Below are 22433 nucleotides of genomic sequence, written 5' to 3' on the forward strand. Positions count from 1 at the left end.
TAGCAACTTTTTCACCGACAATTTATCCATCCTTACCGACTTCTTTAATCATATTGCCAATTATACATTTGCATATGTGTAATCTTACATTAGTTTTGGGTAAGATTAAAATTAAGATACCATGTCCAACAATATAGATGAACCAACCAAAACCCCGCAGGGCAAAGTTATAGCCGGGGTTATCTTATTGGTAGTAGGCGGACTACTACTTATAAAACAATTCGATTTTTTCTTTTTCCCTAATTGGATCTTTAGCTGGCCAATGTGGCTTATAGTTTGGGGCCTTTATACCGGTGCCAAACACAACTGGCGCAAACCCGTATGGTTTATACTGGTGATATTAGGAGTAGGCTTTTTGCTTGACCGGGAAACCAACTTTGATGTAGGCGGCATAATGTGGCCAATATTGATAATTGCATTTGGTTTGTGGATAATACTAAGAAAGAACCGCGAAAACCAGCTAGCAAACAACAATTACTGGGATAAAAAATACCAGGCAAGCCCTGTTGATAAACCGGTAGGTGATTATGTTGAGGCCGAATATACTTCAACCAATGTTCCTCCTGTTGAACCCATAACCGGTGGCGTGCCCCCGCATTCTGATGATGATATTTTAAATGCTACAGCCGTATTTGGCGGGGTAAATAAAACTATCTTCTCTAAAAATTTCAGGGGTGGCGACATTACCAACATTTTTGGCGGCACCGAACTCGATTTTACCCAGGCAGATATAAACGGCCGCGTGGTGATTGATATTACCCAGTTATTTGGCGGCACCAAAATAATCGTTCCGGCTAACTGGCATGTAGTGCCAGATCTGGCAGCCATATTTGCCGGCGTTGATGATAAGCGTATTAAAAACCCGCAGGCTGTTAACCACAATAAAGTATTAGTACTTAAAGGTGTATCCCTGTTTGCAGGTGTTGATATCCGCAGCTATTAATTCTATCCAAACAATTATCAATCAATAAAAATATATTTTATGAACTGGTACGTAGCAAAATTAGTTTTTAGGGTGATAAGTGGTACGGGAGACCATAATGCCCAATTTGATGAGCAATTGCGCCTCATAAATGCTGATAGCGAAATACAGGCCTTTGAAAAGGCAAGCATGATAGGTCATTCTAACCAGGATAGCTTTATTAACGTACAAAAACAAACTGTTAAATGGCAATTTATTGATGTTGCCGAACTTAATGTTTTAAGCGATCTTAGTGATGGTACCGAACTATATTATAACATACACGAAGCGCAAGACCCTGATCTTTATATAGCATGGGCACATCATAAAAGCGCCCTGTTGGGGGTAAAGAACTAAACCTGACAAAACCTATATAAAACCTAATATAACCTAACAATAAATAAAACGCTTTGGCTGGAGCACAAATATCGCAATCAAAATTAATTGGGGCCTTTGCCATATGCGGGTTGGTTTGGGCCAGCCTGCAGGCATACATTATACATAGCTTTGGCTTTGTATGGTTTATTGCGGTTACTGACAGCACCCTGAGCGCTTTACTACTCTCGGGCGCGTGCTGGCTCATTAACAACAACCTGCGCTATTACCAGCCCGATAAAGAAAGCTATGTTTATTTATTGATATGGTGTGGTGCTTTAGCCGCCGCCTGTGTAGCCGGGTGCCGGTACTTACTGCCATTATTTAACCTAGGGGTGGTTTATAACAACTTCCTTAGCCAGTCGCTTACCATACGGTACTTTACTGTTTTTTTAGCTATTGGATGGATGGCCATGATCAGCGCCCTATGGTATTCCCAGCTCGATCATAAAAAAACCGAGCAACGCAAAACCGAGGCCGAAAAACTGGCCCGCGATGCTGAGCTTTATAATCTGCGCCAGCAGCTGCAACCCCACTTTTTATTCAACAGCTTAAATTCTATTAACGCGCTTATAGGCTTTAAGCCCGATGAAGCACGCAAGATGATCCACCAGTTATCAGATTTTTTACGCGGCACATTAAAGAAAGACGATCAGCTTTTGGTTCCGCTTACTGATGAGTTATCACATTTGAATTTATACCTGGAGATTGAGAAGGTAAGGTTTGGCCATCGCCTGCAAACAGAAATAAGCTGTGACGATACCTGTGGCGAAGCTTTATTGCCATCGTTATTATTACAGCCATTGGTAGAGAACGCCATTAAATTTGGTTTATATGATACCACTGGCGAGGTTACCGTAAGCATCCGTGCCGAAACGGAGGACCAATATCTTGTCATCATGATTCAAAACCCTTATGATCCTAAAACATCGCGCCCGCGTAAAGGCACAGGTTTTGGCTTAAGCGGTGTACAACGCCGGCTTTATTTGATATTTGCGCGAAATGATTTGATGGAAACTCACGCAAATGATAATATATTTACAACCATAATAAAAATACCGCAGTTATGATCAGCGCTTTAATTATTGACGACGAGCCTCTGGCCCGTATGGTTGTACAAGAATATTTACAGGCATTCCCTTTAATAGAGGTTTTGCAGGAATGCGGCGACGGCTTTGAAGGCCTTAAAGCCATACAGCAGCACCAGCCGGATCTGATATTCCTGGATGTGCAAATGCCAAAAATAAACGGCTTTGAAATGCTTGAACTGGTGGATAACCCACCGGCAGTAATATTTGCCACCGCATTTGACGAATATGCCATAAAAGCTTTTGAAGCCCATGCGGTTGATTACCTTTTAAAACCCTTTAGTAAAGAACGCTTTAATAAAGCTATAGAGAAACTATTAGCCCAGGCCCCTGCCGGCCCCACCCCGGTAACCAAAACCAACCCGTTGTTAGAAGAGGCAGCACAATCGCCGGGACAAAACGAGCGTATTGTGGTAAAAACCGGCACCAAAGTAAAAATTATTGCCGTACAGGATGTAGAATACCTGCAGGCCGATGACGACTATGTAAGCGTTATAACCGCCGAAGGCGCCTTCCTGAAAAACAAGACCATGGCTTTCTTCGAGAAAACGCTTGACCCACGGCACTTTGTGCGCGTGCACCGCTCTTACATCATCGCTATACAGCAAATAACCCGTTTAGATCCGTATGAGAAGGACAGTCACCTGGCTATTCTTAAATCGGGTGCTAAGATCCCGGTAAGCAAAACAGGGTATGTGAAGTTAAAACAGGTATTAGGGATTTAAGTAATGAGACACAATATTTTGTGTCTCGTTTTAAGACGATCTTATTTCTCTATTCGCCAACTCTTTTCCACTACCTCAGCTTCTGCTAATTCTTTCTTGAACTGATCACAGCTTTTAAATTGCAGAGTCGGTAATAACCTTGTTTCAATGTTTAAGGCAAAGCTTTTCCGCTCAAACGGCCAGGGTTTAACGGTAAGCGGACCATTCTTGCTCTGCATTAGCTTATATTGCCTTTTATCCGGCCCCTGGCTAACTTCAATCAGGCGGCCCTCGGGTTGTATCTCATGCTGGGCAAGCAGCAAAGAAAAGGCATCGCACCATTCCATAAAACCATAAATTTTATCAGCTTCTTTCCGGGTAATTTTTAATTGCTTGCGCCATTGGGCCTGTAGTTTGGCCTGTTCGGCTAAAAAGGGTTTCACCTGCGGGTTGGTTTCCGTTTCCCGGGTGTACAAAAACACCATGTGCATTGAAGCAAGCAAAGCAATGTACCTGCTTTTTGAGATCGAAAAATCATACAACCTTTGGCAATGCTCAGGGTCAAACCGTTTCATCTTAAAATCAACCGGGCCGCCTTGCGGAGTGAGCAGGTCATCAGCCTGTAATTCGGTTTGGGCGTCGTCGTGGTCGGCAATGGCGATGAGTGTTTCTACCCATCTGTTGGGGCGGTCCTTTTTACGCCATTGCACAGCAACCTGGGCAGCAAGCAGGCCATGTGCCCGTTGCATAATAATCTCCCACCCTTGTTCTGTATAGTTCACAATCATTACAGAGGTAAAATGATTGAGGCTTGAAATTGTTTAAACAAGAGACGCAAAATATTGCGTCTCTACGGGTGTGATTGTAGAGACACAACATTTTGTGTCTCCTTTATGGCAGTAATTAAATCAACAACACCTTCCACGCATCATCAACCAAACCCTCATCCAACAATTGCTTAGCCTTTAAATGCAGCTGCAATTCGCGGGTTTGGCTATCGCCAATGGTGGCATCAAACAGCTCTTTTATTTCATCGCTTTGCGCATAAGCTTCAATAGCATCATCAGTTGGTAATACTTCTACATTACCCAACTGCCCAAGATTATTCCCGGTAAGTACTTTAGAGTTACGGATATTATAAGGGATAGCATCAACCCCAATACCAATGGTGCTTACAGGCTTGGCCACTTTAAACAGGTTATCGGCGGTTACACGACAATACCAGTCGCCGCCCAGGCGGGCCACAAGGTCTATCTTTTCCTGGTCTATCAATCCGGCAGCATTTAAAATATCTTCATTAATATGGATCAGCTTTATTTCGGCTATCACCAAATTACCTGCTCCGGGTGTGTTGCCCAGGCTTATTATCTCATTTACCACACACTCAAACTGAACAGGCGCTTCGGCAACACGGGGCGGTTTAACCAACTCAGATGGCAGCTCGGTTAGCCCCGATTTAATAAATTCGTTAACACCCAAAGGATACTCCACACTGGATAACGACACCTGCTGCACCATATCATAATTCACAATATTGATAACACATTCCGGCACCTGCCGTATATTTTCCAGCGTGTGCTTGGTAGTATTGTCCCTCACCCTGCGCGATGGCGAGAACACACACACCGGCGGGTTTACGCTAAACACATTAAAAAAACTAAACGGGCTCAGGTTTACATTTCCGCCTGCATCTATGGTTGAAGCCAGGCAAATAGGCCTTGGCGCCACCGCATGATTGAGGTAGGATTGTATTTGAAATGGCGAGAGGTCTTTTATATTGAGGGTTAGCATGTTGTCTCTACGCGTCATTGCGAGGAACGAAGCAATCTTCGACAAGCAGGTAGCCTACATTTCTGTCGGGGATTGCTTCGTTCCTCGCAATGACGTTCTTATTATTTTTATTTCTTCAATCCTAAAATTGAAAAATCATCCTTACTCTTCTTAATTATATTCCCTAACATGCCTAGTCCGGTTATTTCCATTTCAACCAGGTCATTGGGTTGCAGCCATTGGGGCTGATAGTTTGGATCATTTAATAAGCCGGTACCATTAAGCTCCAGGAAACAGCCTGTGCCAACCGTGCCAGAGCCTATTACATCGCCCGGCAGTACATCGCAGCCATAAGCGCAGCGTTCTATGATCTCGGCAAAGGTCCAGTCCATATCGGCCATATTGCCGCTGCTTACCTGTTTACCATTCACTGTACATTTCATCTCCAAACTATAAGCGTTACCGGTGTGGCCTTCTTTTGCCGATGTTTTATACGGCTCCAACTCATCAGGCGTAACCAGCCACGGGCCAATAACAGTCGAAAAATCCTTCCCCTTAGCTGGGCCAAGGTTGAGCAGCATTTCTTCCATTTGCAGGGTGCGTGCGCTCATATCATTCATTATCATATAACCGGCTATATAGCTATCAGCATCTGCCGCCCTAATATTGCGGCCTTTTTTATTGAGCACTACAGCTACTTCCAGTTCAAAATCAAGCTTCTGGAAATGATCGGGCATACACTCAATTTCGCCTGCACCTTGTATAGCGTTGTGGTTGGTAAAGTAAAATATAGGGTATTGGTCAAACTCGGCTATCATATCTACTTTACGATTGCGGCGTGCGGCGGCCACATGCTGCCTAAAAGCGTACCCATCCCTGCATGAAGTTGGATGCGGCACGGGTGCCATCATCTCAAAAAACAGCTCTTCTTTAGCATCCATTCTACCCCTGCGGATGGCTTCGTCAACTTTCTTGGCATGATCCATCAATTCATCGCCACCCCATAAAAATTCGTTCATGTTATCGGGTATTAGTTTATCGCATGAGTTGAGGTTGTAAATGTGCCCGTTTATGTATACGCCCAAATGCTCCCGGTCTTCGGTTTTGTAGGATACTAATTTCATAAGCTGTAAATGGTTTAAATGGAAACCAAAAGTAGTTATTTTGGTTGATTGGTGAACAGTTGATTAGGTTATTGGTTTTAATTAGCCAACCATGTAACTGCTCTCCAAATCAATCATTCTACAATCACAATTATTATGCTTGCATATTAATTTCATATAGCGTAATTTTGAATACCAGTTATGAGTATTAAAAAGCAATTTTATTTTTCCCTTGGCCTTACTTCAATGAGTGATGCTTCTTCTTTTAGGGATGCTGTACTCGCCAAGACCATTTTAGCGCAATTTTAGTTAGGTTATTTAGGTTGTAAGGGTTATAAAAGTTGTAAAGGTTAAAAGGTTTAACGTTTAAAACTATTTCAACTACTCTAATCTTTACAACGTCTATAAAACCTTTGTAACTATTTAAACGTTTTAAATAAACCAATTAACTAATCATGCCTATTTACCATACATTAGGGAGTATCCCGCCTAAGCGGCATACGCAATTCCGTAAGCCCGATGGCACTTTATATGCCGAAGAACTGGTATCAACCGAAGGTTTTTCAAGTTTATATTCATTGGTTTACCATGCTTACCCGCCTACAATTGTAAAAGAACTGGGCGAGCCGTATTCTGTTGAGCCAAAAATAGCCCGCGAAAAACACTTGAAGCATACCAGCCTTATTGGTTTTAAAATTGACCCGATTGATGATTATCTGCAAAGCCGAAAACCGGTTTTGGTGAACAGCGATCTGCATATCTCGCTGGCTGCCCCACGCAAATCCATGACTGATTATTTTTATAAGAACAGCCAGGCCGACGAGGTAATTTTTATCCACGTAGGCTCGGGTACTTTAAAAACCGGGTTCGGTAAAATAAAATTTAAATACGGCGATTACGTGGTTATTCCACGCGGAACCATTTACCAGCTGGAATTTGACACGCCCGATAACCGCCTGTTCATTATTGAAAGCTTTAGTCCGATACGCCCACCAAAACGCTACCGTAATGAGTACGGGCAGTTAATGGAGCATTCGCCCTATTGTGAGCGTGATATTAAACGCCCTACAGATTTAGAAACTAACGACAAAAAAGGTGATTTTAAGATCCTGATCAAAAAGCAAGGACTTATATATCCATATACCTATGGTACCCATCCTTTTGATTTTATTGGCTGGGACGGGTTCCATTACCCATGGGCGTTTTCGATACATGATTTTGAACCGATAACCGGCAGGCTGCACCAACCGCCGCCTGTACACCAAACCTTTGAAGGCAACAATTTTGTGGTTTGCTCATTTGTGCCGCGTAAGTTTGATTATCACCCGCTATCAATCCCTGCCCCTTACAACCACAGCAATGTTGATAGTGACGAAGTATTGTATTATGTGGATGGCGACTTTATGAGCCGTAAAAGCGTGGTAAAAGGACAAATAACACTGCATCCCGGTGGTATACCGCACGGCCCTGCGCCCGGCACGGTAGAGAAATCTATAGGCAAGGAATTTACTGATGAGCTGGCCGTAATGATTGACCCTTTCCGCCCGCTGATGTTAACGGAAGACGCGATAAGTATTGAGGACGAGAATTATTATAAAAGTTGGGTTATTTAAAGCCTCACCCAACCCTCTCCAAAGGAGAGGGCTTTAAAAAATAACAAACCCGTCTCTTCCTCCCTCTCCTTTGGAGAGGGCCGGGATGAGGCCAATTAATTAACCACCCAACCCTCTCCAAAGGAGAGGGCTTTAAAAAATAACAAACCCGTCTCTTCCTCCCTCTCCTTTGGAGAGGGTCGGGGTGAGGCCAACTAATTAACAATGGAAACACTAACATTAGATAAAGAACCAACCACAACAGACTTTTTACCGCTCAACGGTACAGATTATGTTGAATTTTATGTGGGTAATGCCAAGCAGGCCGCCCACTACTATAAAACCGCTTTCGGTTTTCAGGACCTGGCTTATGCCGGGCCGGAAACAGGCGTGCGCGACCGTGCGTCATACGTTTTACAACAGGGCAAAATTCGCCTGGTGCTTACCACCCCCCTTCACTCTGATCATCCTATTGCCGAGCATATTAAAAAGCATGGCGATGGTGTAAAAGTACTGGCCCTTGGGGTTGATGATGCTTACGATGCCTTTAAGCAAACCACCTCACGTGGTGCCGAGGCTTTTCAGCAGCCGCAAACTATTACAGATGAGTTTGGCGAAGTACGTACCAGCGGTATTAAGCTTTATGGCGAAACCGTACACTTATTCATCGAACGTAAAAATTATAGCGGTCCGTTTTTACCGGGATACAAAAGCATGCAAACCAACTATCACCCTCCTGTTGCAGGCTTGCTGTATGTTGACCATTGCGTAGGCAATGTAGGCTGGCATAAAATGAACCAATGGGTTAATTTTTATGAGGATATTATGGGTTTCCGTAACATACTTACGTTTGATGATAAAATGATCTCGACAGAGTACTCCGCTCTTATGAGTAAGGTGATGAGCAATGGTAATGGTTACGTTAAGTTCCCTATAAACGAGCCTGCGGAAGGTAAAAAGAAAAGCCAGATTGAAGAATACCTGGAATTTTATGAAGGCGAGGGCGTGCAGCATATGGCCCTGGCTACTGATGATATTGTTAAAACAGTAACCGACCTGCAAAGCCGCGGCGTTGAGTTTTTAACTGTACCAACCACATATTATGATGAGCTTACAAACCGGGTTGGCCATATTGATGAAGACCTGGAACCGTTAAAAAAACTGGGCATCCTGGTTGATCGTGATGATGAGGGTTACCTGCTTCAGATTTTCACTAAACCAATTGAAGACCGCCCTACATTGTTTTTCGAGATAATACAGCGCAAGGGTGCAAAATCATTTGGCGCCGGTAATTTTAAAGCCCTGTTTGAAGCAATTGAACGCGAACAGGAGTTAAGAGGGAACCTTTAACGAATTGGGGGATTGATTTAATTTTCAATTTAAGATAATAATTTTCTTAATATAACGCCGGGCAAAAAATTGTCCGGCTTTTTTGTTACTTTTAGTAAACGATTATATCTTAGTTTTAAACATTTTAGGAATAAATAGGTTTATATCTAAGCCATGAAAACCAACCTTACAGGTGCAAAATTTCAATCTATACCGCTAATTATCAGCATATTAATTACACTGAGCATAGCATATACTGCCTCAATTTTCACCCGGCCCCAAATCCAAGGCTGGTACACTACTTTACACAAACCATCTTTCAACCCTCCCAACTGGCTTTTTGCGCCTGTATGGATAGTTATTTACGTTTTAATAGCTATTGCCGCCTACCTGGTTTGGAAACTGCGTGATGGGTCTGCAATGTATAAAACAGCCGTAATTATTTATATTGTACAATTGCTGCTTAACTTTTCATGGTCGATAGTTTTTTTTGGCATGCACGAGATTTTTGACGGGCTTGTTATTATTATATCATTACTGGTGGCAATTATTTTAAACATTAACTGGTTTGGGCTATTCAGCAAAGCCGCGGCGTGGCTGCTGGTACCCTATCTGTTATGGGTAAGCTTTGCAACTTTACTTAACCTGAGTATTTATATACTTAACAAGTAGAAAAATAGTATTTTTATGCACGTTAATATTACGTGCCCTAATAAAAAATGAAAAAAATATTATTTACCTGCTGCCTGGTATTTTTCGTAATTGGTTTTGCATCTGCAGACACTATAAACATAAATCATTTTGTAATTAAAGAAAACCCCTTTGCTAAGAACGAGATAGCCGTAGTTGCTACCGATACTGCCGGCAACATACAGGAAAATGTAAACGGCATTTTCACCTTTAGCATGAACGGTTTTAGTGAGGAATTGACCTTTGATAAAGGCACCGCGTTTTACAGGCACAAGCTGGATAAATCGAGCTTTATATATGCCCGCCATAATAACGACCTGGGCACACACTCCATGCTCTATTACATTTACAGGCACGATAGCAAACTTACCCCTGTAAAAATAAGCTGGATACTTTTGATCTCCATCCCCCTGGGGTTGATATTATTAGGCTATTTGTTTAAAAGGTTTATCATTATAGCAATTATCATCTTCTGTATATTCCTGTATTTTAACCACCATAGCGGCTTAAGTATCCCCACGTTTTTCCAAAGTATAATTGATGGGTTGAAGGGAATATTCTCGAAAGTTTAAAGTTTAAAGTTTAAAGTTTAAAGTTTAAAGCGGAATGCTTGAGCATGATCATTGTTTTAAGATCACTAATTCAACAAATCACTAAATCAAAATTAAAACGGCAGGCCTATGCCAAAGTTAAGCTGCATAAAGTTGTAGCTATCTCCTACAAATTTGCCGTTTTTATCTACACCTGTGCTGTTTGCCTGGATGTATGCGCGTTTAAAATCACCGGCTTTAAATAACTCATTGAAGTGTTTGATAAACACCCATTGGTCTGATCCATTAAACTGCGGATCTTTAAACTTAAAGGCAGCATCCAGCCTGAAAACAAAAAAGCTCAAGTCAAATCTTAAACCTGTACCTATACCAATAGCGGTAGATTGCAGTACGTTATTAAACCTAAACTCGCCGTTAGGGTTTTCAATTTGTTTGTGTAAACGCCATACGTTACCGGCATCCATAAAAAGAGCGCCTTTTAATTTTGCCCCAAAAAAGTTATCGGCCAGTTTATACCTGTACTCGGCATTGGCTACTAACTTTATTTCGCCAAATTGGTCAAGGTATTTTAAACGGCTGCGCTGTGTATAATCAACACCGTAGCTGGCACGGTTAAATTGCCCGGGGCCAAGGGTACGGGGTAGCCAGGCCCTTATATCATTGGCACCGCCTGTATAAAAGTTTTTCTCAAATATCAATTGTGTGCTGTTGCCATACGGGATACCGATACCAGGGTTAAACCTAAATATAAACTGGCGCTCGCCACCAAAACTACGATACAGGCGATAGTCCAGCTCTGTTTTTACATACTGGGCAAATGTGTAACCAAATACGGTACGCTGCCCTAATGTATCTTTTGGGGTGTTTAAAATTTTAGTTAACGCGTTGAGCGCGTTACCACCAATATCAAGGCTCCCTCTAAAATAGATAAAGTTTTTATACGAGTTTAACTCATTGGCATTATACTGGAATGTATATTGGCTTCCCGATGTAAATGTGGTACGCCCAATTAAGTAAACGTATGAGTAACGGTTACTATCTAACAACGCTTTACGGGCTATCGGGTCAATAACACCGCTTGAAAACTCAATATTAATAGGCGTTAAAGAATGCTGTTTTCTGCCTGTTTCAAAAAAATCATAGGTAATGGAGTTAATAAAGCTTTTACGCTCCACTAACCCTTTTTGGTAAAATAGCTGAAAACTGGATGCGAACGTTGTATGCGGTACACCAAATTTAGCCAGGTTAGGAAAATTAAACGGCGATATTATCCGCGGATAGATTAGGCTTACACCTGTTTTAAAATCCTGGTTTTGTATGCCTGCGCCGCCACCGGCAACACCATTGTCGCCATTATCAAATAAAACGCTCCAGTTAAGTTTAACCTGTAAAATAGCGGCCTCTTTAAACAAGTTTCTATTGGTAAAAGTATTGCCCAGGTTATACCCGTATCGCCCCCCGTTAAACAGGAATTCGGCTTCCACCCTGTCTGACATTTTTTTAAGCGGAACTATATCAATTTTGGTATTTAAGCGGTTGGTACTATCTGATAGCTTTTCGTAAACCGGGCTGGGTACATTACGGAACACGTTAAGCTCTGATAAGCGGCTGGTAGTTAAAGTTTGCTTATCCAGATCATAGAGCTGGCCTTTCTTTTGAAAAACGTAATCGGTTACCGTATGAGGCTTAAACCTGCCAGAAAAATCTACAAATCTAAACTGCGAATCAACCTGTATGGTATCGGCTTTACCATCTGTACGCCCGTTACTTTTTGAAATAGTAATAAGTGTATTGTTAATAGTATAAACCGGGTGTGCGGGTTTATCTACAGGGTTATCAATGGTCATGGCTATGTCTACCACGCTTTTGTTATAGCTGGAATCGGGCAAATAATTAATGTACTGCCTGTAAAAATCAAAATACCCATTCTGCTTCATTATCAGGTAAAACTGATCGCGGTCATAGGCAAGGCTATCGGTATCAAAGCGCCCTCCCTTGTTAACGTGCGAGTAGTTTTTGCGAGTTGCCCTGTATAGTTCTTTTACTTTGGGGTCATAAATACTATCCTTAAAGTTCCGTATCCTGAACATTGGCCCTTCAACAGCAGTAAATACTAATTCGGCTTTTTTCTTTTTTACGATGATAGAATCAGAAACCTTAGCTTTTAAGTAGCCCTTATTTTGCAGGAATTTTTGTATCTGCAGGCGCGAAAACTCTACCAGGTTGCTATCTAATAAAGCCGGGGCCTCACCAATATTTTTTTTCCCTTTTTTACTAAACAGGTAGTAAAACTGCAGGTTAAGCCAGTTATTAGGCTGCTGCTCTTTATCAACATAGTTAATGGCAGCTTCAGAAAAATCCTTATCAATGCCCTTTAAAGTAATTTTGCGCACTAATGCCTGGTTATCCTTTACGCCGCGCGTGATGCCACAGCCGGAAATAATTATAACCACCAAAATACTTAATATTGCAAGACGGAAATACCCGGGTATATAATATGCTTTCAAAATCTCAGATCAGTTTACTAACGTCCTTACAACATAAAAAGTTTCGCAGGGAACATGGTTTATTTCTGGTTGAGGGATATAAATCTATTTGTGAATTTGTTGATTCTCACTATCATATCCACACCGTATACCATACGCCCGACATCGCCCCAAAATTGCTTAAATTATCCCAAAAAATAAACTTTCAAGAAATTTCATTAAGCGAATTGCAAAAAATAAGTGGTTTAAAAAACCCTGCCGACGCAATTGCTTCGGTTAATATACCGCAATGGCCGGGTTTAAACCATGTAAATCTTAAAAATAAATTCTCATTAGTGTTAGATGGCGTGCAGGACCCCGGCAATATGGGCACAATAATACGCACAGCCGACTGGTTTGGCATCACAAATATCATTTGTTCTGAAGATTCTGTTGATGCATATAACCCAAAAGTAGTGCAGGCAACCATGGGTTCGCTGGCACGGATAAATATTACTTACACAGATCTGGATGATTTTATAAGCCACATTAACCTGCCTGTATACGGCGCTTTGTTAAACGGCGAAAATATTTACACCAACAATTTTGGCTTTGAGGGACTGATAGTTATGGGTAACGAGGGCAACGGAATAAGGCCTTCTATACAGCAATTGGTAACTAAAGCGGTTACCATACCACGTATAGGTAATGCCGAATCATTGAACGTTGCCATAGCTACCGCCATATTTTGTTCAGAAGCTGTTGGAAAATCATACAAATAAAATTGATTGGCAATAAATAATTGTTATTTTTGCAATCCTTAAAATTGGTCGGGTGGCCGAGTGGCTAGGCAGAGGTCTGCAAAACCTCCTACAGCGGTTCGAATCCGCTCCCGACCTCAAGGTTAAAAACATTTAAATAAAAAAGATCATGGGCGTTACTCGTTTAAAAAGAAAAGATAGAAGAAACAAAACTTTTTCACGTTTGGAAGTACAGTTTTTAAAATTAGCTACCAACATTGAATTAGGCAGCCGTTCTGCAGAGAAAAAAGATAGCCAGATAGCAAAGAACAATGCTGTTTTAGCTATTGCTGCAGGTAAATAATTCTTCTTTTTTAAAGAAATTAAAAAGGCATACTGATATATCGGTATGCCTTTTTTGTTGTGTTTTATCCTCTTCGTAGAGACACAATATCTTGTGTCTCCTATTAATTATATATAATCAGAGACGCAAAATATTGCGTCTCTACGTTAAAAATCCTGAAAATCTGATTAATCCTGGTGAAATACCCCGTAGAGACACAATATTTTGTGTCTTATTGCATATCCACATATATGATCAGAGACACAAAATATTGTGTCTCTACATTAAAAAATCCTTGAAATCCTAAAAATCTGATTAATCCCGGTTCAGTAGCCTCTTGTTTATCCGCTTTATCAGCCCCGGCCCTTCGTAAATAAAACCGGTGTACAATTGCACCAGCGATGCACCGGCCTGTAGTTTTTCCATCGCATCATCTGCCGAATGGATCCCACCCACACCAATAATTGGGAACGCCCCGCCCGATGCCTTATGCAGATAACTGATCACCTCGGTTGAGCGCCTGGTTAACGGTTTACCACTTAATCCGCCGGTTTCTTCTTTATGCGCCGATGTTAACCCCTCGCGACTAATAGTTGTATTTGTGGCAATTATACCCGCTATGCCGGTTTGTTTAACAATATCGGCAATATCATTCAACTGCTCATTGGTTAGGTCTGGTGCTATCTTTAGCAGGATGGGCCTGCTTATGTTATTTTTATTATTGCGTTGCTGCAGGGTGTTTAAAATATGCATCAATGGCTCCTTTTCCTGCAGCTCGCGCAGGCCGGGCGTATTGGGCGAGCTTACATTCACCACAAAATAATCAACCACATCAAATAACCTGTCAAAGCATTTAATGTAATCGCTCACGGCATCCTCGTTGGGCGTTACCTTATTTTTGCCAATATTGCCGCCAATGATCAAAGCGGTTTGCCCCGGTTTTAAACCCTTGCGATAAGCGGCAATGCGCTCGGCAGCAATATCAACCCCTAAATTATTAAAGCCCATCCGGTTAATAAGCGCGCCATCTGCCGGCAGGCGAAACATCCGGGGCTTAGGGTTGCCCGGTTGCGGCAAAGGTGTTACGGTACCCACTTCTACAAAGCCAAAACCCAATGCCCCCATTTCACTTATCAGCTCTGCATTTTTATCAAAACCAGCAGCTAAACCAACCGGATTTTTAAATTTCAGTCCAAAAACTTCCTTCTCCAGGCGATGATCATCCAAACCCCAAATTGTTTTGCTTAATAACGCGCCACCGGGAAAACGGTTAAACCGTTTTAAATTTCGGGTTACAAAATGATGCACATTTTCCGGATCGAACAGGAACAACAGAGGTTTAAGCAATTGATACATGCCGCGAATTTACCGTTTTTTAATTTTTAAGATTAACATCATCAATAATATTGTAATTTAGTTGGCAACCAATAACTATTACTTCTACGCTTTTTTATGAATAATTTGATCCAAAACTCACGTCGTAATTTTATAAAAACCGCTACAATCGGCACCGTTGCTACATTAAGCATTCCACAAATTGTATCTGCGGCAGCAGGTACATCGGCTTCAGCTAAAAGGACACCATTAAACGATAACGATATTATTCTTTTTCAGGGCGATTCCATTACCGACTGGGGCCGCGACCATAAAGCCACCACCCCCAATACAACCAGCATGTTAGGAACCGGCTATACAATTTTAGCCGCCAGCGAATTGCTAATGAAACATGCCAACAAAAACCTGCAGATCTACAACCGGGGCGTTAGCGGCAATAAAGTTTATCAACTGGCAGAGCGCTGGGATACCGATTGCATAGCCCTTAAACCCACTATTGTAAGTATCCATATTGGTGTGAACGATTTTTGGCATACGCTTACCAACGGCTACAAAGGCACCATTGATAACTACATAGCCGATTACAAAGCTTTGCTTGATCGTACACAAAAAGCATTGCCGGGCGTAAAATTTATTATTGGCGAACCTTTCGCGTTAAAAGGCACACGGTCTGTTAGTGATGCATGGTACCCAACTTTTGACCTGTTCAGGAAAGCAGCCAAAGACATTGCGGAGCAGTACAACGCCCCCTTCATTCCGTACCAAAGTATATTTGAAAAGGCTATGGAAAGCGGCGGCAGTGCCAGCTACTGGACACTTGACGGTGTACACCCAAGCGTTGCCGGCGAAAAATTAATGGCAAAAGGCTGGCTGGAAACGGTGAAAGGATAGGTTGTTAGACAAAAGGCGAGCAGACAAAAGATTAAGGACAGATACATAAAGGCACAAACCTTTGGTTCTTAAATCCTTAATCTTTATGTCATTTATCTTTTTTCCGGGTGGTCATAACATCCTAAATCTAATCGTCCTTTATTTTTCTCCCCGTAAAACCGTATCTTTGCGGCCAAATGATCGCTATAAATAACCTTACGTTCGAGATTGGTGCACGGGCCCTGTATGATGAAGCTAACTGGCATATAAAACCGGGAGAAAAAATTGGCCTTATTGGCGCAAACGGTACCGGTAAAACTACCCTTTTAAAGATCATCGTAGGTGATTATAAGCCAACATCGGGCACTATATCAATGGCTAAGGACCTTACCATGGGCTACCTTAATCAGGATCTGTTGTCGTACTCATCAGACAAAAGCATTGTACATGTTGCCATGGAGGCCTTTGAGCGCCAAAACCAATTGCATGACGAGATAGAGGTACTGCTTAAAAAACTGGAAACAGATTATACCGAAGACCTTTTACATAAGCTAAGCGACAAACAACATGAGTTTGAACTGCTTGACGGTTACAATATTGAATACAAAGCACACGAAATTTTAGCGGGTTTAGGTTTCAGCGAAGCTGATTGCGAACGCAAGCTAAGCACCTTTAGTGGTGGATGGCGCATGCGTGTAATGCTGGCCAAGATACTTTTACAGGCACCAGATATTCTATTGCTGGATGAGCCTACCAACCACCTTGACTTGCCATCGATTCAGTGGCTGGAAGATTATCTGAAAGCCTTTAACGGCGCTATCATCATCGTATCGCACGATAGGTGGTTTTTGGATAAGGTAATTAACCGCACGGTTGAATCGCGCAAGGGAAAATTGAACGTTTATGCGGGTAACTACACCTTCTACCTGGAAGAGAAAGCGCTTCGTGCCGAAATTCAGCGCGGCGAGTTTAAAAACCAGCAATCAAAAATAAAACAGGAAGAGCGTTTAATTGAGCGTTTCCGTGCCAAAGCTTCTAAAGCAAAAATGGCACAGTCCCGTATAAAAATGCTCGATAAAATGGAGCGTGTTGATGATGTTGATGATGAGAACCCTGAAGTTAACTTTAGCTTCCGTTTCAGCAAGCAATCTGGTCGCCACGTAACCACCTTGGAGCACATCACCAAAAAATATCCTGCAATTGATATTTTAGATGATGCTGAAGCGATTATTGAAAAAGGCGACAAAATAGCCCTGATAGGTGCCAACGGTAAAGGTAAATCAACCCTGCTGCGTATTGTAGCCGGTGCCGATAAAGAGTATGAAGGCACAGCGGTTACAGGACATAACGTTACACAAACTTTCTTTGCCCAGCACCAGTTAGAAAGCTTGCATTTAGAACATCAGATATTACAGGAACTGCAATCTTTCGCCCCAAGGCATACCGACACTGAGCTGCGCTCTATATTAGGATCGTTCCTGTTTACCGGCGATGACGTGTTTAAGAAGATAAAAGTACTATCGGGTGGTGAAAAATCGCGTGTGGCGCTTGCAAAAGCCTTAACTGCCGATGCTAACTTCCTGGTACTGGATGAGCCTACCAATCACCTGGATATGGCTTCGGTTAATATATTGATACAGGCCTTACAACAGTACGAAGGTACGGTGATAGTAGTATCGCACGATAGGTACTTCCTTGATAATGTGGCCAACAAAATTTGGTTTATTGAGGACCAAAAAATAAAACAATACCCTGGCACTTACGCCGAGTATGATGAGTGGAATGCTAAACGTAAGTTAGACCCTAAAGTAGTTGCACCTACCCCTCAGCCAAAAAAGGAAGAGAAAAAGCCGGAACCTGTTAAGCAACAGCCAAACGACAATAAAACACAACAGCTTAAAAAGCTTAACCAGGACCTTACAAAAATTGAAGCCACCGTTACCGAGCTTGAAAAAGAAATTAAGCAACTGGAAGCGCAACTGGCTGATGAAAAAATATTCAACCAAGCCGAAAAGCTTAAGCAGATAAACAACAACTATCAGCTCAAGAAAATGGAACTGGGTGGCATCCAACAAAAATGGGAAGCCCTTGCCGACCAGATAATGGAACTGGAAGCGTAATATCCATATAATATGCCGCCCGGCCCCAGCCGGGTGGCTATTAAACCAACCTCCGCAGCCGCTCGGCTCCAGCCGAGTGGCAACTATTATAAGGCCTCCGGCCGCGGTTATTAATAGATCTCGTCGCATGCTAAACGGTAATGCACTGGCTACGAGATCGCTTCGTCGTTTCACTCCCGGCAGTGACATAATTTTGTTTAAACAGCCGCCAAGCGACATTGAGGAAAGATTAAATTTCTGCCCTGTTCCAATAAATTCTCATATATGTACCAGGATCTGTGAAAATTCACCAAAATATGTATATCAATATGATACCCGTTTAGCAGCTATTACTATAAGTTTATAGCTAATTTTCCTTTATGGATCGATCAGTAAAGGAAATTGAAGAAGAGGTTGAATTTGCGTTAAACAAATATCCAAAAGTTGCGCGAAGGCTTCATATCATATTTGTTAGCCTGGGCATTACCTTTGTCCTGTTAGCCATCTCCCTTTCTACCTATATACTTCTGAATGACTCCGTTACTTTTAAACTAATATTGCTATTCGTTTCTTTTCTTGTCTGCTGGACTGTTATATCTTTTGCCGCTTATATTATTGGCATTAAGGGTAATAATTATAAAAATGCCTGGGAACTTCTTCAAGTCGCATATTATCAATACAAGCAAAACGTTATCAAAATTGAAGAGTTGCTTACCTATAAATCAGAGGCCGAAAAGATGCTGGATGACATGGATCTCACCCATATGCCAGAGTGAACAACGGATATTACTGTGCCCTTAAACGCAATCCCTTTTTTATTCCCATCTGTAATGACAGGCAACACATTGCTTTTCTTTAAAGTTGATATCCCGCAATTTTAGAGAACTCACAAATACAACACATCCAGTAATGAATGCTAATAAATATAGAGCAGCTGGATTGTTGCTCATTATAGCGGCGATTAGCAGGCCTATAGTTAGTACTATAAATATAATAGGTATACCAATCCTGAATTGTTTATCCTCCGTAACCACCTTATAGCTATTGCAATTAGGGCATTTAATTTGTTGTTTCATATTGTCGTATTTTGATATAATCCGGGCCGGGGCCGAACCTCCCACTTGGGTTGTAAATCTATTGATTAGCAATTAGTTATTCAACTTTTTATATTATCCCGACTACTATAATCTTCATACTGGTCATCTTGAATTTATTTCGGGCCCCCTCAGGATAAGCTAACAGATTCTCCTATCGACTATATTGCACAATACATTGAAATAACTCAGCAAGACACTGATAATTATTTTAACTTTGAATTACGCTAACAAATGCCTTATCAATTCAAAACACTTACTTACTGGGTTTTAATAACCAACTGCCTGATACTTATTGGCGCCGGACACGGTGCAGGGCCACTTATTTTATTTGAGGCTATTTTATTTGCAACTGTACACAGCTATAACGATTATAATTTTTGCATCGGTTTCAACTGTACCTACGATAACTCTTTATTAGCCGTTGCTTTTATTTCTCTTATCGGCCAGATCTTATTAGTGATATCCATTTTCAGAAAGTCGAATCGCTTAAGGCTAATTTCAATTATCGCCTTATTACTTGCATTTGCACTTCTTTGTCATAATTTTCAAAACGACAATGCTGCAATCTTCAGTTTTGTCTCTGGCTTCGTATTCTTAGCCTTATCTGTGATTCTTATCTATTTTCAATTACGCCAAAAAAAGTCCGAGGATGTTGCTCCTTAGCATTTAAATAAATTTAGCATCACAGCGTTTTTTGGTATTATTGTGATAATGAAAAAAGTCATTTATCTTTTAATATTTGCTCTTTTAACCTGCACAGTAACCTTTGCCCAAACTCCCTATACCAATAACGTTTTCAGGCACGAAATAAAAAGTGTTGAGTTTTACAACACTTCCAAACAAGCATCCTTCCCTATTATCGCTTTAAATACAAACGACCAGGTTGTTTTAGGGTTTGATGACCTGGGCGGCGGCAGTAAAACCATTTATTACACCATTGAGCATTGCGATGCCAACTGGAACTCGTCGCGCCTTTCGCCCGCCGAATACCTGCAGTCCTTTACCGACGACCGCATTTTTGATTATACTTATTCATCGGGCACGTTCCAAAAATATACCCATTACGAAATTAAGATCCCCAACCGCAATATAGCCCCCAAGTTACCGGGCAACTACATCCTAAAGGTTTATGAGGATGGCGATCAAACAAAAATGATCCTGACCAGAAGGTTGTATGTGGTAAATCAAAAGGTATCTGTAGCGGCCAGTATCACCGCGTCAAATAATGTTTCGGCAAGGCGCACCAATCAAAAGGTTAACTTTACGGTACAGTACTCGGGCCTGCAGGTGCAAAACCCCAATACCGATATCCGCGTGTTTGTGATGCAAAATGCGCGGCCCGAAACCGGCAAGATGAATACCGTGCCAACTTATATCCGCGGCAGTCAGCTGGTTTATAACGATGTTAATATTAACGATTTTGCAGGCCGTAACGAGTTCAGGCATTTTGATACCCGTACGTTAAAACTTAATTCTGAACGTGTAGCTAAGATCTATAAAGATACCGCCAACACCGTAATGCTATTGGGCGACCCGTCCCGCAACCTGCCTAACTATACTTTACTGTATGATAACGACGGCAAATTTTTTGTACTGAACCAGGATGGCCACGACCCGCGTACCGATGCAGATTATGCACACGTATACTTTAGCTTTGCAACCAACCGGTCTGAAACTGACGGCACTCCCTACATTGTAGGCCAGTTTAACGATTATAAACTTGATGAACGCAGCCGGATGGAGTTTGACACGCGTGGCAGGTTTTATACCCACCTATTTTTAAAGCAGGGCGTTTATGATTACCAGTATGTATGGGTAAGCAACGCCACCCGCAAGGCTGATGATACCCTGTTAGAGGGCAATTATTTTGAAACCGAGAACGAGTACCAGTTACTGGTTTATTACCGGCCGCCGGGTTCGCGCTGGGAAGAACTGGTAGGTTATAGCCTGCTGAATACCGCGAGGCAATAGCCCCCATGTGTAACATTTACTAAACAAAATTATCTTATATAAACCATGAGCAAAAACGCAAAACGCATATCATCAGCAGCTATAATAATGGCAAGCTTTTTACTTTATCAGTTTGGTAAGGATATTATGAAAATTGGCATCAAAGACGGCAAGGCCACCAAAGAGGCTATGGCCAAAAAATAAGCCATTTGGGGTTAAGGGCATTTTCGGGCCGATAGTATCGGCCTAAAACTTATCTTTGCATAAAAACTGATACATGAACGGAAAAGCGCCCAAAGAATCATATACCATAATGAACGAGCTGGTATTACCCAATGATACCAACACTTTTAATAATTTAATGGGCGGGCGCCTGTTGCACTGGATGGATATTGCCGCGGCTATATCGGCACAAAAACACTGTAACCGTGTAGTGGTAACCGCATCTGTTGATAATGTATCATTCCATCACCCTATAAAACTGGGCGATGTAATTACTATTGAAGCTAAAGTAACCCGTGCATTCACCACTTCTGTTGAAGTGAGGATGGATGTATTTGCAGAAAACATACCCTCGGGCACCCGGAATAAAAGCAACGAGGCTTACTATACCTTTGTAGCGCTTGATCAGGATGGCAATAAGATACCTGTACCTCCCCTGTTACCCCAAACCGATGCGGAGATTGAATTATATGAAGGCGCGTTACGCCGCAGGCAGCTAAGACTAATATTGGGTGGCAGAATGAAACCTGATGACGCTACAGAACTTAAAGCGCTGTTTTTTGCTGCTCAAAGCGGTAAGTAATTTTCTTTTAGTGTGTAACTGTATCTATCCGGATCTTTTTAGCTCCCCAGCTCAACTATCCTGTCAAACTCTTCGCGCTTTAATGCCATTACAGACAGGCGCCCCTGCCTTACAAGGCCAACGTCTTTCAGGCGTTCATCTGCTTTTATTTTTTCTAAAGTTACAGGGTTCTTCAGGCTTTGTACCGGTTCAAGGTCAACCACTACCCAGTTAGGATCTTCGGTAGTTGGGTCCTGATAAAATTCTTTTGCTACACGGGCAATGCCTACAACTTCTTTACCCTCGTTACTATGGTACCACATTACCAGGTCGCCCTTTTTCATCAGTTTAAGATTGTTGCGTGCCTGGTAATTTCGCACACCATCCCAAAAGGTACGGCCCTCTTTATTGAATTTTTCCCAGCTATATTTTACGGGCTCACTCTTAACTAACCAATGATTCATAGTAATTTGCTTATGATGCCGCAAAAATGAGAAAAAGCATGGAGAATGGAAATAGCATTAACTTATATGCTAAGTTATTTTATATCTCTTTTTATAAATTTATGATACAAATAGTCTACATAC

23 protein-coding genes and 1 tRNA gene are annotated in these 22433 nt (G+C 41.8%); 18 read left to right on the top strand and 6 right to left on the bottom strand.

Annotation, left to right across the window (positions count from 1 at the left end):
* The first annotated feature begins 121 nt into the window (after positions 1–121).
* Genes WC743_RS26190 through WC743_RS26205 form a run of 4 tightly spaced genes read left to right on the top strand, consistent with a single transcriptional unit; the run spans position 122 to position 3149 of the window.
* Positions 122–943, top strand: coding sequence for a LiaI-LiaF-like domain-containing protein (locus tag WC743_RS26190; RefSeq protein ID WP_373016514.1), 822 nt, complete (start codon positions 122–124; stop codon positions 941–943).
* A 39-nt stretch (positions 944–982) separates the two neighbouring features.
* Positions 983–1318, top strand: a complete 336-nt coding sequence (locus WC743_RS26195) for a DUF4288 domain-containing protein (RefSeq protein WP_373016515.1) — start codon at positions 983–985, stop codon at positions 1316–1318.
* A gap of 53 nt (positions 1319–1371) precedes the next feature.
* Positions 1372–2406, top strand: a complete 1035-nt coding sequence (locus WC743_RS26200; RefSeq protein ID WP_373016516.1) for a sensor histidine kinase — start codon at positions 1372–1374, stop codon at positions 2404–2406.
* Complete coding sequence (locus WC743_RS26205; RefSeq protein ID WP_373016517.1) at positions 2403–3149, top strand: LytR/AlgR family response regulator transcription factor; 747 nt, start codon at positions 2403–2405, stop codon at positions 3147–3149. The genes WC743_RS26200 and WC743_RS26205 overlap by 4 nt, the downstream gene beginning before the upstream one ends.
* Positions 3150–3190: 41 nt before the next feature.
* Here WC743_RS26205 and WC743_RS26210 read toward each other — a convergent pair whose 3' ends face one another.
* The 3 genes from WC743_RS26210 to WC743_RS26220 all read right to left on the bottom strand — a co-directional run bounded on the left by WC743_RS26210 (position 3191) and on the right by WC743_RS26220 (position 6022).
* On the bottom strand, positions 3191–3916 hold the full coding sequence (locus WC743_RS26210; protein WP_373016518.1) for a DUF3891 family protein: 726 nt from the start codon (positions 3914–3916) through the stop codon (positions 3191–3193).
* A 115-nt stretch (positions 3917–4031) separates the two neighbouring features.
* The gene (locus WC743_RS26215) at positions 4032–4919 is read right to left on the bottom strand and encodes a flavin reductase family protein (protein ID WP_373016519.1); all 888 of its coding nucleotides are present in this window, start codon (positions 4917–4919) and stop codon (positions 4032–4034) included.
* Positions 4920–5026: 107 nt separating this feature from the next.
* Positions 5027–6022, bottom strand: coding sequence for a fumarylacetoacetate hydrolase family protein (locus WC743_RS26220; RefSeq protein WP_373016520.1), 996 nt, complete (start codon positions 6020–6022; stop codon positions 5027–5029).
* Positions 6023–6456: 434 nt separating this feature from the next.
* On the opposite strand from WC743_RS26220, the gene WC743_RS26225 reads away from it, so the two are divergent.
* The 4 genes from WC743_RS26225 (at position 6457) to WC743_RS26240 (ending at position 10184) form a co-directional block, all read left to right on the top strand.
* Entirely contained in the window at positions 6457–7614 is a 1158-nt protein-coding gene (locus WC743_RS26225) for a homogentisate 1,2-dioxygenase (protein ID WP_373016521.1), read from the top strand.
* 204 nt (positions 7615–7818) lie between these two features.
* Positions 7819–8943 carry a 4-hydroxyphenylpyruvate dioxygenase gene (gene hppD, locus WC743_RS26230; protein ID WP_373016522.1) on the top strand — a complete coding sequence of 375 codons (1125 nt, stop codon included), beginning with the start codon at positions 7819–7821 and terminating at the stop codon, positions 8941–8943.
* A gap of 153 nt (positions 8944–9096) precedes the next feature.
* Positions 9097–9594: a TspO/MBR family protein gene (locus WC743_RS26235; protein WP_373016523.1), complete on the top strand. Its 498-nt coding sequence runs from the start codon at positions 9097–9099 to the stop codon at positions 9592–9594.
* A gap of 47 nt (positions 9595–9641) precedes the next feature.
* Positions 9642–10184, top strand: coding sequence for a hypothetical protein (locus WC743_RS26240; RefSeq protein WP_373016524.1), 543 nt, complete (start codon positions 9642–9644; stop codon positions 10182–10184).
* 92 nt (positions 10185–10276) lie between these two features.
* On the opposite strand, the gene WC743_RS26245 is transcribed toward WC743_RS26240, so the two are convergent.
* Positions 10277–12670 carry a BamA/TamA family outer membrane protein gene (locus WC743_RS26245; protein WP_373016525.1) on the bottom strand — a complete coding sequence of 798 codons (2394 nt, stop codon included), beginning with the start codon at positions 12668–12670 and terminating at the stop codon, positions 10277–10279.
* Between WC743_RS26245 and WC743_RS26250 the strand changes: the two genes are divergently transcribed.
* From WC743_RS26250 to WC743_RS26260, 3 genes are all read left to right on the top strand, one after another.
* Complete coding sequence (locus WC743_RS26250) at positions 12661–13410, top strand: TrmH family RNA methyltransferase (RefSeq protein WP_373016526.1); 750 nt, start codon at positions 12661–12663, stop codon at positions 13408–13410. The two genes, WC743_RS26245 and WC743_RS26250, sit on opposite strands and share 10 nt — an antisense overlap.
* 46 nt (positions 13411–13456) lie before the next feature.
* Positions 13457–13527: transfer RNA gene (locus tag WC743_RS26255), tRNA-Cys, on the top strand.
* A 31-nt stretch (positions 13528–13558) separates the two neighbouring features.
* Positions 13559–13732, top strand: a complete 174-nt coding sequence (locus tag WC743_RS26260; protein WP_078347886.1) for a spore protein — start codon at positions 13559–13561, stop codon at positions 13730–13732.
* Between the two features lie 294 nt (positions 13733–14026).
* Here WC743_RS26260 and WC743_RS26265 read toward each other — a convergent pair whose 3' ends face one another.
* Positions 14027–15067, bottom strand: a complete 1041-nt coding sequence (locus tag WC743_RS26265; RefSeq protein WP_373016527.1) for a quinone-dependent dihydroorotate dehydrogenase — start codon at positions 15065–15067, stop codon at positions 14027–14029.
* Between the two features lie 96 nt (positions 15068–15163).
* On the opposite strand from WC743_RS26265, the gene WC743_RS26270 reads away from it, so the two are divergent.
* The 7 genes from WC743_RS26270 to WC743_RS26300 all read left to right on the top strand — a co-directional run bounded on the left by WC743_RS26270 (position 15164) and on the right by WC743_RS26300 (position 21867).
* Entirely contained in the window at positions 15164–15937 is a 774-nt protein-coding gene (locus tag WC743_RS26270) for an SGNH/GDSL hydrolase family protein (protein ID WP_373016528.1), read from the top strand.
* Between the two features lie 176 nt (positions 15938–16113).
* Positions 16114–18036 (top strand): ABC-F family ATP-binding cassette domain-containing protein, encoded by a 1923-nt coding sequence (locus WC743_RS26275; RefSeq protein ID WP_373016529.1) that lies wholly within the window; start codon positions 16114–16116, stop codon positions 18034–18036.
* Positions 18037–18395: 359 nt separating this feature from the next.
* Positions 18396–18791 (top strand): hypothetical protein, encoded by a 396-nt coding sequence (locus WC743_RS26280; protein WP_373016530.1) that lies wholly within the window; start codon positions 18396–18398, stop codon positions 18789–18791.
* Positions 18792–19343: 552 nt separating this feature from the next.
* Positions 19344–19775, top strand: a complete 432-nt coding sequence (locus WC743_RS26285) for a hypothetical protein (protein ID WP_373016531.1) — start codon at positions 19344–19346, stop codon at positions 19773–19775.
* A gap of 48 nt (positions 19776–19823) precedes the next feature.
* The gene (locus tag WC743_RS26290; RefSeq protein WP_373016532.1) at positions 19824–21083 is read left to right on the top strand and encodes a DUF5103 domain-containing protein; all 1260 of its coding nucleotides are present in this window, start codon (positions 19824–19826) and stop codon (positions 21081–21083) included.
* A gap of 45 nt (positions 21084–21128) precedes the next feature.
* A complete protein-coding gene (locus WC743_RS26295; RefSeq protein ID WP_373016533.1) occupies positions 21129–21266 on the top strand; it encodes a hypothetical protein in 138 nt (45 codons plus the stop codon).
* A gap of 73 nt (positions 21267–21339) precedes the next feature.
* Entirely contained in the window at positions 21340–21867 is a 528-nt protein-coding gene (locus WC743_RS26300; RefSeq protein ID WP_373016534.1) for an acyl-CoA thioesterase, read from the top strand.
* Between the two features lie 38 nt (positions 21868–21905).
* Here the strand turns inward: WC743_RS26300 and WC743_RS26305 are convergent, their stop codons facing one another.
* Entirely contained in the window at positions 21906–22310 is a 405-nt protein-coding gene (locus WC743_RS26305; protein WP_373016535.1) for an EVE domain-containing protein, read from the bottom strand.
* Positions 22311–22433: the final 123 nt, after the last annotated feature.

Source organism: Mucilaginibacter sp. (assembly GCF_041660805.1).
GTDB lineage: Bacteria > Bacteroidota > Bacteroidia > Sphingobacteriales > Sphingobacteriaceae > Mucilaginibacter.

What these genes read in the sequence shown, in the direction of transcription:
- WC743_RS26190 (WP_373016514.1), top strand. Translation starts at nt 122, where the DNA reads ATGTCCAACAATATAGATGAACCAACCAAAACCCCGCAGGGCAAAGTT.
- WC743_RS26290 (WP_373016532.1), top strand. Translation starts at nt 19,824, where the DNA reads ATGAAAAAAGTCATTTATCTTTTAATATTTGCTCTTTTAACCTGCACA.
- WC743_RS26300 (WP_373016534.1), top strand. Translation starts at nt 21,340, where the DNA reads ATGAACGGAAAAGCGCCCAAAGAATCATATACCATAATGAACGAGCTG.
- WC743_RS26265 (WP_373016527.1), bottom strand. Translation starts at nt 15,067, where the DNA reads ATGTATCAATTGCTTAAACCTCTGTTGTTCCTGTTCGATCCGGAAAAT.
- WC743_RS26285 (WP_373016531.1), top strand. Translation starts at nt 19,344, where the DNA reads ATGCCTTATCAATTCAAAACACTTACTTACTGGGTTTTAATAACCAAC.
- WC743_RS26280 (WP_373016530.1), top strand. Translation starts at nt 18,396, where the DNA reads ATGGATCGATCAGTAAAGGAAATTGAAGAAGAGGTTGAATTTGCGTTA.
- WC743_RS26260 (WP_078347886.1), top strand. Translation starts at nt 13,559, where the DNA reads ATGGGCGTTACTCGTTTAAAAAGAAAAGATAGAAGAAACAAAACTTTT.
- WC743_RS26210 (WP_373016518.1), bottom strand. Translation starts at nt 3,916, where the DNA reads ATGATTGTGAACTATACAGAACAAGGGTGGGAGATTATTATGCAACGG.
- WC743_RS26305 (WP_373016535.1), bottom strand. Translation starts at nt 22,310, where the DNA reads ATGAATCATTGGTTAGTTAAGAGTGAGCCCGTAAAATATAGCTGGGAA.
- WC743_RS26295 (WP_373016533.1), top strand. Translation starts at nt 21,129, where the DNA reads ATGAGCAAAAACGCAAAACGCATATCATCAGCAGCTATAATAATGGCA.
- WC743_RS26250 (WP_373016526.1), top strand. Translation starts at nt 12,661, where the DNA reads ATGCTTTCAAAATCTCAGATCAGTTTACTAACGTCCTTACAACATAAA.
- WC743_RS26225 (WP_373016521.1), top strand. Translation starts at nt 6,457, where the DNA reads ATGCCTATTTACCATACATTAGGGAGTATCCCGCCTAAGCGGCATACG.
- WC743_RS26270 (WP_373016528.1), top strand. Translation starts at nt 15,164, where the DNA reads ATGAATAATTTGATCCAAAACTCACGTCGTAATTTTATAAAAACCGCT.
- WC743_RS26215 (WP_373016519.1), bottom strand. Translation starts at nt 4,919, where the DNA reads ATGCTAACCCTCAATATAAAAGACCTCTCGCCATTTCAAATACAATCC.
- WC743_RS26240 (WP_373016524.1), top strand. Translation starts at nt 9,642, where the DNA reads ATGAAAAAAATATTATTTACCTGCTGCCTGGTATTTTTCGTAATTGGT.
- WC743_RS26195 (WP_373016515.1), top strand. Translation starts at nt 983, where the DNA reads ATGAACTGGTACGTAGCAAAATTAGTTTTTAGGGTGATAAGTGGTACG.
- WC743_RS26205 (WP_373016517.1), top strand. Translation starts at nt 2,403, where the DNA reads ATGATCAGCGCTTTAATTATTGACGACGAGCCTCTGGCCCGTATGGTT.
- WC743_RS26235 (WP_373016523.1), top strand. Translation starts at nt 9,097, where the DNA reads ATGAAAACCAACCTTACAGGTGCAAAATTTCAATCTATACCGCTAATT.
- WC743_RS26275 (WP_373016529.1), top strand. Translation starts at nt 16,114, where the DNA reads ATGATCGCTATAAATAACCTTACGTTCGAGATTGGTGCACGGGCCCTG.
- WC743_RS26220 (WP_373016520.1), bottom strand. Translation starts at nt 6,022, where the DNA reads ATGAAATTAGTATCCTACAAAACCGAAGACCGGGAGCATTTGGGCGTA.
- hppD (WP_373016522.1), top strand. Translation starts at nt 7,819, where the DNA reads ATGGAAACACTAACATTAGATAAAGAACCAACCACAACAGACTTTTTA.